Annotated in this window: 10 protein-coding genes; 2 read left to right on the top strand and 8 right to left on the bottom strand. The window is 32.6% G+C overall.

Features of this window, described 5'->3' with window-relative positions:
• Positions 1-126: 126 nt before the first annotated feature.
• The 7 genes from B5X64_RS03140 to folE all read right to left on the bottom strand — a co-directional run bounded on the left by B5X64_RS03140 (position 127) and on the right by folE (position 9,720).
• Positions 127-582 carry a hypothetical protein gene (locus tag B5X64_RS03140; protein WP_079463835.1) on the bottom strand — a complete coding sequence of 152 codons (456 nt, stop codon included), beginning with the start codon at positions 580-582 and terminating at the stop codon, positions 127-129.
• 181 nt (positions 583-763) lie between these two features.
• The gene (locus B5X64_RS03135; RefSeq protein ID WP_228418710.1) at positions 764-1,771 is read right to left on the bottom strand and encodes a hypothetical protein; all 1,008 of its coding nucleotides are present in this window, start codon (positions 1,769-1,771) and stop codon (positions 764-766) included.
• A gap of 101 nt (positions 1,772-1,872) precedes the next feature.
• The gene (locus B5X64_RS03130; protein ID WP_079463834.1) at positions 1,873-4,521 is read right to left on the bottom strand and encodes a 4-alpha-glucanotransferase; all 2,649 of its coding nucleotides are present in this window, start codon (positions 4,519-4,521) and stop codon (positions 1,873-1,875) included.
• 123 nt (positions 4,522-4,644) lie between these two features.
• The gene (locus B5X64_RS03125; RefSeq protein WP_079463833.1) at positions 4,645-5,808 is read right to left on the bottom strand and encodes a T9SS type A sorting domain-containing protein; all 1,164 of its coding nucleotides are present in this window, start codon (positions 5,806-5,808) and stop codon (positions 4,645-4,647) included.
• A 123-nt stretch (positions 5,809-5,931) separates the two neighbouring features.
• Entirely contained in the window at positions 5,932-7,248 is a 1,317-nt protein-coding gene (locus B5X64_RS03120) for a T9SS type A sorting domain-containing protein (protein WP_164463455.1), read from the bottom strand.
• Between the two features lie 172 nt (positions 7,249-7,420).
• Complete coding sequence (gene cysS / locus B5X64_RS03115; RefSeq protein ID WP_079463831.1) at positions 7,421-8,887, bottom strand: cysteine--tRNA ligase; 1,467 nt, start codon at positions 8,885-8,887, stop codon at positions 7,421-7,423.
• A 164-nt stretch (positions 8,888-9,051) separates the two neighbouring features.
• Positions 9,052-9,720 carry a GTP cyclohydrolase I FolE gene (gene folE, locus B5X64_RS03110; protein ID WP_076557562.1) on the bottom strand — a complete coding sequence of 223 codons (669 nt, stop codon included), beginning with the start codon at positions 9,718-9,720 and terminating at the stop codon, positions 9,052-9,054.
• Positions 9,721-9,819: 99 nt separating this feature from the next.
• On the opposite strand from folE, the gene B5X64_RS03105 reads away from it, so the two are divergent.
• Entirely contained in the window at positions 9,820-10,971 is a 1,152-nt protein-coding gene (locus tag B5X64_RS03105) for a hypothetical protein (protein ID WP_079463830.1), read from the top strand.
• A gap of 16 nt (positions 10,972-10,987) precedes the next feature.
• Positions 10,988-11,473, top strand: a complete 486-nt coding sequence (locus B5X64_RS03100; protein WP_079463829.1) for a hypothetical protein — start codon at positions 10,988-10,990, stop codon at positions 11,471-11,473.
• A 56-nt stretch (positions 11,474-11,529) separates the two neighbouring features.
• Here the strand turns inward: B5X64_RS03100 and metF are convergent, their stop codons facing one another.
• The gene (gene metF / locus B5X64_RS03095; RefSeq protein WP_079463828.1) at positions 11,530-12,489 is read right to left on the bottom strand and encodes a methylenetetrahydrofolate reductase [NAD(P)H]; all 960 of its coding nucleotides are present in this window, start codon (positions 12,487-12,489) and stop codon (positions 11,530-11,532) included.
• Between the last annotated feature and the right edge of the window lie 34 nt (positions 12,490-12,523).

The raw sequence follows: 12,523 nt of genomic DNA, 5'->3' as shown, positions 1-12,523 counted from the left end.
ATTACGGATTAAAAGGCGAATTGAAAAGTTTTCACAAAATTTAGATTTAGATTGAATATAAAAAAGGGCAAAATTACTTCTGCCCTTCTAACATTAAAAATCAAAATTATAAACTTCTATATCAGCTTATATTGAGGTTCCAGGCTGAGGTTTTGCCTTCATTTTTCTATCATGCTTCACACCTCTTTCTTTCATCATAGCTTTTCTTTCTTCCATTTTAGCTTTTCTTGAAACCTGCCATTTATCATACTGCTCCGGAGTTAAGATGGTTTTCATCTCATTATCCATTTGTTGTCTTTTGGCTTTCATTTTCTCCACTTTAGCCTGTCTTTCGCCTTTGTTTTTTTCAAACTCAACTTTCATATCAGCTTTACGCTTTTCTTGCAGGTTTTTTATTTTTGCAACCTGAGCTTCATTCAGATTTAATTCTTTCTGCATTTCAGCCATTCTTTCCTGCTGCTTCAGTTCCATTTTTTTATGCATTTCCTCTCTGTTGATTTTTTTATCTTGAGGATTTACCTGCTGTGCCATTGCAAAACTTCCTGTTATGATAAAGGCTGCGGCTAATACTAATTTTTTCATGTGCTTAAATTAATTAATTGTTTTGTTATATCTTTTTGATACTAAATTTCACGATAAGTTAAAAATGAAATTCATAAATAATGTTAAATTTAATTATTAATATTTCAACATTATTTAAAATTAAAAAGAGAGTAGATAATAAAACCTACTCTCAACACCACTCAAATATAATATATGAAAATTAATTTCTCACTAAATTCCCTCGGAAACCAGAACTTCTTCCTTCACTAGAATTATTCTGTTGTCTTGGAGCATTGTTTTGCTGTCTAGGACTTGAATTTTCTCTCTGCGGTTGAGATCTGAAACCTCCATTTCCATTATTTCTTGGAGTATTGTTTTCAGGTCTTGGAGTAGCTTCTCTCTGTCTTTGCCCACCTTCATTCCTTGTATTACCTCTAAATCCACCACTGCTTCTCACTTCTCCATTTCCGTTATTATTTCTGATTCCGTTATTTCCGTTGTTATTTCTTACGCCATTATTAGAATCTGAATTTCTAAAGCCGCCTGAAGAATTCCCTTTTCTTACACCACCAACGTCTCTTGATCTTACAACATTCAATGTTGGGTTATCATTTCTGCGGAAGCTACCTCTGTCTACTCTATAAATATTGATATTCACATTTCTATAGCGAGGCATTACTCGATATGTCGGAACATAATGTGTTCTTCTGTAATTTTGAAAATAAACAATCGGGCTAGAACCGTGATAATAATTGTTTTGAAAAACAACAAAAACTCTAGGTCCTAAAATTCTTTCCATTGCATAAAATCTGTCATAATACCATCTGTCTGGATTGTAACGGTAGAAATTATTCCACGAAGAAAAACTTGAGTATAAATTATTCAGATACATAATCTGATCAATTTGCCAACGGTTTAATCTGTGCTGAGCAAAAAATCCGTTCCAATTGATATTGATGATACTCTGTCTGTAATCGTTGTAATAGCTCTGATAATAATCTGAAGGATAATAATCCTGTGGATAATTGTAATAATAATCATCAGGGAAATAGTTCCTATCATCTTCATCATTGTAGTATCCGTCATTATTCCCATAAGACCCATCATTACCCCATCCGTTATTTGGATACTGTTGAGCAAATGATAAAGTTGCTAAACTTAATGCAAATCCTATAAATATATTTTTCATTTCGTTAATCATTAATTTGGTTAATATCAGAACTTTCATTCTTGTCTTTTGGATGTAGATAAAAAAAAGAAGTTAAATCCTAAGATGAAACTTCCTTTAAAATATTTTTAAATAATTGATTTTCAGATTAATAATTTCAATCAATTTCTACCGCTGTCATTAATCCAATTTGATATTTTTTGATTAAATTCTAAATTTTCTGTTAATTTTTCAAGATTTACATGCATTCTGTAACGCCAATAGTGCGGAAACACTGCAGGATTATTAATTCTTTCATTATCAACCTTTGAATTAACCAAATTTTCATCGATTGCAAAGAAATCCTGAATTGGGAAAATTGCTAACATCGCATCGTTGTAAAGATGTTGTTTGAGGATAATTTCAGCTAAATAAGGCTCTAAATCATTGGGAGCTTTGCCATGTTGGTTCAGTTGCTGATTAAAATAAGTCTGTGTAAAATCAGTATTCTCTTTCCACCATTGACGAAGCGTCGAGCTGTCGTGAGAAGAAGCCGTCACCACATTCATATAACCTGCATTTTTTGGATTATAAAATGGAATATTTCCTGATGGCATACGCTGAACTTTTAACGCTATAATCGCCAGTTCATCCATCACTTCAGGAACACAGTCGGGAACCATGCCCAAATCTTCACCGCAAATCAACATATCTGTTGCATTCAGGATCACCGGAAGTTTTTCCATGGCTTTTTCTTTCCACAAACAATCCTGTCTTTTAAAGAAATAATCCTGATAAAGCTCATAAATAGACTTTCTTTCCCAATCAGAAAGATATTGGTAAGATTCAGTTTTAAAAACATTAAATCTTGGATGATAAACCGTTTCTCCATTTTTTTCTTCTGCCAAAAACAAAACATTTGCACAAAGAGAAATCAATTTTTCAGAAATATCTTCAGGTTTATTTTTAAAATAATTGGCGATTTTTCTTTGAGTATTAAACTCTTCTTTAAATTGGTAAGTTCCGTCAGAATTTTTATGGATAAATTCTAAAGCCTTAAAAATTTCTTCCCCAAAAAATTTCTCTAAAATATCATCATTGATAAAAGGCTTACAATATCTTTCAAAATCGAAAGGAATATGTCTCGCTTTAAATTCATCCAATACAATTGGAACTGCCGGATAAAAATACCCCAAAATTCCTTGAGTAGCAGAAATTGGCATTCTCCAGATTCTGAAAAACCCTAAAATATGATCGATTCTCATCGCATCAAAATACTGCTCTAAAGCTTTGAATCTGTTTTTCCACCACCTGTAATTATCGGCCTTCATCGCTTCCCAATTATAGGTAGGAAATTCCCAGTTTTGCCCTATTTCTGTAAATTGATCAGGAGGTGCACCCGCCTGAAAATCCATCCCAAATAAATCAGGTTCAGTCCATGCTTCAACAGAATATCTATAAATTCCAATTGGTAAGTCTCCTTTTAATGAAATTCCTAAACTGTGAACATATTCAACGGCATCTTTCAATTGTTTATGAAGCTGAAATTGTACCCATGCATGAAGCATCGAAGCATCGTAATCTTTGTTTTTTACCGCAAAAAACGGAGATATTTTTCCTGCGATATATTTTTTATGAGTTTTCCACTCGTTGAAATTGGGTGTTTTATATTTATCTCTTAAAACACAAAATGCAGAATAAGGCAGAAGCCATTCTTCATTATCTTTAATGAACTTTTTAAAATTTCTGTCTTTATAAATTTTTTCTTTTTCAGTAGTGAAAACAAGTTTCAGATATTTCCATTTTGCGGAAATAACCTTTTCATAATCAATTAAATCTAATGAATTTAATTCTGTTTTTTCCGCTTGATATTCTTCAACTAGTTCCTTAGGTAAATTAAAATCTAAATTTTCAATTGAAATATATTGTGGATGTAAAGCGTAAACAGAGACCGCCGCATAAGGATATGAGTCAGTCCACGAATAATTAGCAGTGGTATCATTAATTGGCAAAATCTGAATAATTCCCAATGATGCTTCATTTGACCAATCGGCAAGCTTTTTAAGATCAAAAAACTCTCCTACACCAAAACCATTTTCGGTTCTCAAAGAAAATACCGGGACTGCAACACCTGCATCGTGATACATTTGGTAAGATTTAAACCTGAAATAATGATCTGCTACAATCTGCAAAACATCTTTTTGTGGATTAGGAATTGTCGACCTATTTTCACCACTTTCTATATCTATTATTTTACCTTTTGTTCTATCAAAAATTGCATATTTATATTGAATAAGCTGAATTTCCTGAATATCAACAGAAGCTTCCCAAATCCCGAAATCAGTCTGAGATAAATGAATTGAGTTATCATAACTCCAATTGCCTAAAGAAGGCGTATTTCCTACTAAAACAATTTCCCAGTTAGAATTATAAACGGGCGCTTCAATTCTGAATAAATGGGTATGCTTTTTTAAAACCGAAAGCTTTCGTGGAACTAATTGACTGAGTTTGTTTCTGAGAATCTTATTGTTCAGATAATTTTCAGGAAAATTTTTATTATTCCACTCATCAAAAATTAAAAACTCTTTGTAGTTGTGAGGAAAACCTAAATGATGCATGACAAATTCTTCGCGTAAAATATTTCCCTTTTCGTCTTTAAGCTGATATTTGTAAGCAATTGATTTAGAAAAAAAATCTACTTCACATTTCCATAAACCATTTTCGGTATGAAACATCATATAACTTCGAGCAGCAGAATCTTTTTCATCAATGATCAATTCTAGCTTCTCACCTGGTTTTGTATGATATTCAATATTAAAATACAATTTCATCGATGTATAATTTTCTTAAAAATACGTTTAAAAATTGAAAAACAGACGGTTGCAATATCATATTTTCATTAAAAAACCTTTTCTCAATATTGAGAAAAGGTTTAAAATATTATAAAAGTCAATTTACTTTGTGACTAAAATTTTCTTTGATAATAAGGTTTTCCCTGATTCTTCTGTGATGCTCACCACATACGTTCCGGTTACCAAATTTCTAAGGTGAATCTGCTGATTAAGACTTCCATCTTTCACCGATAAAGTTGTTGACATCACCGATTTCCCAGAAACATCAAAAATATTCACTTTAATATTTCCTTTAACAGCCTTATCATTTACATTCACCGTAATCGTTTGTTCATCAACTTTTGTTGGATAAATGTCAATATTCGCCAAAGTGTTTACAGCAGCAACTCTGTCGTTTGCAAAATATTTACTTGCCAAATCATAAATATGCAGATTCTGTTCACCCGGAAGTTGTTTTGCTTCCAGATTATTAAGATTTAATTCATACAAAGCAGCTCCTTTTGCACTTGCAATTACTACTTTTCCTTTAGCATTTACTGCAGCGCCATTTACAGAATATGCTTCAGGTAAACCTGTAATTTTACCTACAAATTTTGCCTTTAATTCTTTAGTTGAAACTTTAAATACATTTCCAGAAGCTGCAAAAACGTAAAAATTATTATCCGCATCAGCAATCATATCGCCACCAAAACCTGTTTCCATCGCAGTAAAAGAATTTTTACCGTTCGAAACATCATCTTTAATAATTCCAAGATCGTTTACAACGTATTGATTGTTCTTTTTACTGATTTGAATAAATTGCGTTCCTGCATTATTGATGGCATAAATATTACCATCATAGCCATTTGTCATTCTTGTAATATGCGAATTGATATCGCAAGATGTAACTCTAGCAACGGAATTTTCAACTAAAGTGATCTCTTTGGTTTTCTGATTTAAAATATAGATATTAGATGAAAACATTGGCATATACACCAAGTTATTGCCCGAAGAATCAAAAGCTAGCGCCGCCAAAGTCATCGACTGAGCATGATTGTAAGAGTTTTTATCTTCTGTAATTGCTGCTTTTCTTGATTGAGAAATTACTTTTGCTTCCGAAGAAACAGTAAAAATACTTTCACCGGAAGTTCCGTCTGAATTCATTGCACGGAAATCACTAAACTCAATTCTTGGAGAATTTTCACCTGTCAATGCAAAAAAATCTTGCTGTGCACTGATCGTATTTCCAAGTAATAGTAAGATAATAGGGAATAAATGTTTTTTCATGTGTTAATTTTTATTTGTAATTGTTTTAGTTTTACTAAGTTAAATAATTTTCTTGAATAAGAAAATAAAAAAAAACTCTCAAAACAAAAGTAATGAGAGTATTAATCTTTTTGATGAAGATATTTATTCTTTGATGAATTTTCTATAATGATGCACCCCCTGATGCAATACAGAAACAGAATAAACTCCTTTGCTAAGACCTGAAACATTTATTCTATTATCTGCGCTTTTTCCCTGCCAAATTAATCTTCCAGAAAAATCCCAAATAGAAAATGAGTCTAATAAGATTTTTGATTTAATGTGCAGATAATCACCTGTAGGAATAGGATAAATTGCAAAAATATCAGAATCACTTCCTGACCCCGTTTGAGGATTGCCTGGATTTTGGGGAGTTCCCGGATTCTGAGGAGTTCCTGGATTCTGAGGATCAATTGGTCTTCCAGCTAGTTTTACGATCCTCCAATAATCATCATTTCCGCCTAAGCCATCCCATCCAAAGGCAAAAGTAGCGTCAATTCCTTTAGACTTCACACGTGCTCTACCTATATTGCTAATAAGATTCCATGTCTGACCACCATCCTTACTGTATTTTGACCCTATTGGATTCCCAAGAAAAAAACTTCCAGACACTGCAATCAGAATATCTGTATTCGGTATCTTTTCTAAATATGTTTGTTTACCAAATCCCGGATCACCTACGTATTGTTCTGTTAAAAAACCATCCGTAGTTTTGTAAAGTTTTCCGGTATTATAATCTGTAAAATATGCCGTATTAGCATCAATGATCGCAAAATACCCTAAACTTTTACTGTCAAGTTCATAATGAGATGTAGTGTAAGGCGTTTGTGTTACCGTCCATGTAGTCCCTTTATCATTAGTTTTAATCATTTCACCATCACTAGAGCCAAACCAAAAAGAATCTCCTAAATCATCTTTTATATATCTCGGAATTTGATTAGGTTTTGAATTCGTAAGCAAGGCGCCTCCCTTCGGAACCCATGTTACCCCACCATCTGTGGTTTTAAATATCTCGATTTTTTTTGAGCCATTATTACTCATATCTGGGTAGCAAACTACAATCCCTACATTTTTATCCCAAAAATGAACGTAAGTTAAACCTGTCGTAAAATCTTTTATTGAGTTCCAAGTATTACCACCATCTGTGGTTTTGTACAAGCGCCCTCTTCCAATGTTATTTTGAAAAGTCGTCGCTAAAAAGGCAACATTTTCTGAAGCTGCAAAAAAATCAGTAACTGAAAAATTATAATCATTGTATTGAAATACTGCGGGTATCGTATTCCAAGTAGCTCCTCCATTCGTACTTTTTGTGAATGCCACTTTGCCATTAGTATTCCAATAATTAGCCCAAACAACCTGCTCGTTAACAATACTGTAATGAATAGAAACATTATCAACACTTGAAGGATATACTGTGTTCATTTTTAACCAACTAAACTGAGAAAACAATACCAGATATGAAAAGAACACAAGAATAAAAGAAAATAGTTTTTTTATCATAGTTAATAGTTTTAATGGATATTTTTCAAAGTTAATAAAAAATCCCTTTCAAATGATTAATTTGAAAGGGATGTAAATTTTATGAATAATAAGATTAAGAAATAGAGTACGTTGTGCCTTCTCTACCATCTTTTAGCTCAATTCCTTCAGCTAGAAGTTTGTCTCTAATCTGGTCTGAAAGGTCAAAGTTTTTAGATTTTCTTGCCTGATTTCTCAATTCAATTAAAACCTGTAACGTCTGATCTAATTTCTCATTATTATTTTCCTCAATATTCTGTAATCCTAAAACATCAAAAACAAAAGCATTTAATGTTGATTTTAAATCGTCTAAATCTTTAGTAGAAATTGTTTCTTTTTCATCTTTTAAAGCAAAAATAAATTTCACCGCTTCAAATAAATGAGCAATCAGAACAGGTGAGTTGAAATCATCTGTTAACGCATCATAACATTTTGTTTTCCAATCTTCCAAACTAAAACCAGACTGTTTCTCATCATTCGGAGTAATTGAATTTAATATCTTTAACGCTTCCATCAATCGGCTGAAGCCTTTTTCGCTCGCTAACATCGCATCATTAGAAATATCTAAAACACTTCTGTAATGTGCCTGTAAAAAGCAAAAACGAACAATCGTTGGATGAAAAGATTTTTCAAAAAAATCATTATCCCCAGAAACTAACTGCATCGGTAAAATATAATTTCCTGTTGACTTACTCATACGTTGAGAATTCATTGTCAACATATTAGCGTGCATCCAGTAATTAACCGGAGAAGCTCCGTTGCAAGCTTTTCCTTGTGCAATTTCACATTCGTGATGAGGGAATTTCAAATCCATTCCACCACCGTGAATATCAAACGTTTCACCTAAATATTTAGTGCTCATTGCAGTACATTCAAGATGCCATCCCGGAAAACCTTCTCCCCAAGGAGAATTCCAACGCATGATATGTGCTGGAGAAGCTTTTTTCCACAATGCAAAATCTTGAGGATTTTTCTTTTCACCCTGACCGTCTAAATCTCTTGTGTTGGCAAAAAGTTCTTCGATGTTACGTTTTGAAAGTTCACCATAATTTAAACCTCTTGCGTTATATTCTAAAACATCAAAGTAAACAGAACCATTGCTTTCATAGGCGAATCCTTTTTCGATTAATTTCTGAGTTAACTCAATCTGTTCTACAATATGACCGGTTGCAGTAGGCTCAATATTTGGAGGTAATAAATTGAACATATCTAAAACCTTGTGAAAATCTACAGTATATTTCTGTACAATTTCCATAGGTTCTAATTTTTCTAGACGGGTTTGCTTTACAAAACGGTCGTTATTTACATCTCCATCATCGGTAAGGTGACCTGCATCGGTAATGTTTCTTACATATCTTACCTTATACCCAAGATGGGTCAAACTTCTGTAAATAAAATCGAAAGAAAGGAAAGTTCGCACATTTCCCAAATGTACATTACTGTAAACAGTCGGTCCACAAACGTACATTCCTACATTTCCTTCTAAAATTGGTTTGAATATTTCTTTTTCCGCAGTAAGCGAATTGTATATTTTTAGTTGCATTTTATTTTTAATTAAAAGATTTAATGATTTTTAAAATTTATTCTACAGTTTCATCTATTAAAAGAAAGAACTCTTTTAACAGCAGCATTCACAGCAACAACAAATAATGGTTGTGATGAAAATCTGATTTGAAACTTTTTTAAATTTTATCATTACTTTAAATTTTAATAATCCAGTTTTGCATGGCTTCCTACATAATGTAGAAACTCCTGTCTTGTAATAGGGTTGGTTCTGAAAATCCCGCTTAATTCTGCCGTAATCGTTGAACTTGCGGTATCTTTTATTCCTCTGCAATTAACGCAAAGATGTTTAGCATCGATAATGCAGGCAACATTTTTTGTTCCCAAAGCATCTTTCAACGCATCAACAATCTGCATTGTCAGTCTTTCTTGTACCTGCGGTCTTTTTGCGTAATAATCTACAATTCTGTTGATTTTTGAAAGACCAATTACATCTCCATTTGAAATATAGGCAACATGCGCTCTTCCAATAATTGGTAAAAAATGATGTTCGCAGAAAGAGTAAACTGTAATATCTTTTTCCACCAACATTTGGCGGTATTTATATTTATTTGAAAAGGTAGAAATTCCTGGCTTGTTTTCGGGAAGTAAACCTCCGAAAATTTCGTTAACATACATTTTCGCAACCCTTTTCGGAGAGTCTTTTAAAGAATCATCAGTCATATCAAGACCTAAAGTTTCCATAATTTCGCCAAAAAGTTCGGTAATTTTTTCTATTTTTTCCTGTGGCGATTTCTCAAAAGCATCTTCACGGATTGGCGTATGCTCTTTCCCTGTAAAAATATCATCATCGTTATCGGTAAAATCAACCATTTTAAATAATTTTTCAACAAAAATACGGATAAAATCTTTTCGGCTATTTCAATTTATACTGAAAAATATTACCTTTCGGTTTTATTCTGCTAAAAAGTTATGATTACTGTTGAAGAAGTACAAAATACCCATCAAAAAAAGAAGTTTCTAGATTTCCCGGCAAGACTTTATCAACACGACAAAAATTACATCAGACCTTTAGACAAAGACATCAATGAGGTTTTCAATCCTGAAAAAAATAAATTTTATAAAAACGGAGAATGTGTAAGGTTCTTATTTAAAAATAAATCTGAAACTGTAGGAAAAATTGCTGTTTTCATCAATACATCTTACGAACAGAATCAACCGACTGGCGGAATTGGCTTTTTCGACTGTATCAATAATCAGGAAACTGCTAATTTTATTTTTAATCATTGCAAAAACTGGCTCCAGGAAAGAGGAATTGAAGCGATGGATGGACCAGTCAATTTCGGAGAACGTGATAAATTTTGGGGGCTTTTAACAGAAGGTTTTATCGAACCTTTGTATGGAATGAATTATAATTTTCCTTATTACAAAGAGCTTTTTCAGAATTATGGTTTTAAAATTTATTTTGAACAATTGTGTTTTTCCAGACCTATTTTCGCAGAAGTTTCAAGGGTTTTCACAGTGATGCATGCAAAGCACAGCAAAAATCCAGAGATTTCGGCAAGACCGATGAAAAAGAATAATCTGGAGAAATTTGCAAAAGATTTCACTTTAATTTATAATAAAGCCTGGGCTTCACACGGTGAAGGAAAATGTTTAGACGAATCAAAGACTTTGAAAATGTTTAAAACAATGAAACCCATCATCAATGAACATATTTCCTGGTTCGTCTATGAAAATGAAAAACCAGTTGCCATGTGGATGAATATTCCCGATCTGAACCAATGGTTTAAATACCTGAACGGAAAATTCGGAATTATTGAAAAATTAAAATTTTTATGGGTTAAAAAGTTCAAAAAAAATGAGAAAATGGTAGGTCTTGTTTTTGGAGTTGTCCCAGAATGGCAGAAAAAAGGTCTGGAAGGATATATGATATGGGAAGGCACACAACATCTAAGAAAGCACACTGATTTCAAAACTACTGAGCTACAATGGATCGGTGATTTTAATCCTAAAATGATAAAAATTGCTGAAAATCTTGATACTACAGTTACCAGAAAATTGGTAACTTACCGATATTTGTTTGACCAGAATAAAGAATTTGAGAGGCATCCTTATTTATAATTTAAAAATAAAAACTATGGATTCAGTAATTATTTTTTTTCTTTTTTTCCTTTTATTAATATTTTCTATTCCAGCAATCATTTTTCTAATTGCTTATCTCGCTGCCAGAAGCAGAAAGAAAAAACAAAAGATCTTGCTGGAAAAAATAGGTACTCCTGAATATTACGCATTTGTACGTTACAACATGGGAGACACTCAAAATCAATTCTTTAAAGTAAAAGCTTTTCAGGGAAGCGGAATTATTTATGTAGAAGACAAGAAAATTATTTTCAGGGACACTTTAAATCAAAATCCATATACATTTATATTAGACGAATCTTCAGTAAAATGGGAGGATGTGAATATTGTAAATGGTTTACTGAAGTGGTTTTCGGTGTCAGATGGTACAAAAAAATATTTTTTCAACATCGACAGCGGAATGTTTATTTTTAATACAAATTCTTCAAAACCTACCACTAAAAGTGTTTTTGAAAAATTGGTTCAATACCAAACCGAACTATAAATAATAAGGCTTTAGAAAAATTTCTAAAGCCTTATTTCTTCAATTTACTAACTATTTTAAAATAGCTCTCCCGCCACTTTCTTAATATTATCACTTTTTCCCATTGAGTAAAAATGCAAAACTGGCACTTGAAAATCTAATAATTCTTGACATTGACTGATTGCCCACTCAATACCAATTTGTTTTACGGCTTCGTTATTTTTTGCACCCTCAACAGCATTGATCAAATCTTCTGGTAAATCTATTTTGAAAACTTGTGGTAAAAGCTTCAGATGCTTCTTTGTTGCAATAGGTTTAATTCCAGGAATAATAGGAACTGTAATCCCCATTTCTCTCGCTTTAGTAACAAATTCTATATACTTTTTATTATCAAAAAACATTTGGGTAACGATATAATCTGCACCTGCATCCACTTTTTGTTTCAACCATTTTAAATCATAATTCATTGAGGGAGCTTCCATGTGTTTTTCCGGATAACCGGCAACTCCGATGCAAAATTTGTTATGTTCATCACAAATCTGCTCATCATCATGAAGGTATTTTCCACGTCCTAAATTATTGATCTGATTTACTAAATCCATTGCACTTGCATGACCTCCTAAAGTGGGTTCAAAATACTGATGACCTTTCATCGCATCACCACGAAGGGCCATAATATTGTCGATTCCAAGGTACATACAATCTACCAAAAGATACTCTGTTTCTTCTTTAGTGAAACCACCACAAAGCAAATGCGGAACAGTATCAACTCCATATTTATGCTGAATTGCTGAACAAATCCCCAAAGTTCCGGGACGCATTCTGGTAATCCGGCGCTCCATCAAACCATTCCCTTTATCTATGTAAATATATTCTTCTCGAGAAGTCGTTACATCAATAAATGGAGGTTTAAACTCCATTAAAGGATCAATATTTTTATATAAATCTTCAATTCCGATTCCCTTTTGTGGCGGAACTACTTCGAGGGAGAATAAAGTTTTGCCGTTGGCGTTTTTTATATGGTCTGTGATTTTCATTTAATAATAGTAAGTTTTAATTTTTTTTGAAATA

Origin of the sequence: Chryseobacterium balustinum, assembly GCF_900168205.1 — a bacterium.
GTDB lineage: Bacteria > Bacteroidota > Bacteroidia > Flavobacteriales > Weeksellaceae > Chryseobacterium > Chryseobacterium balustinum.
The sequence above is the reverse complement of the archived record's forward strand: the minus strand, read 5'-3'. Positions and strand labels throughout refer to the sequence as shown.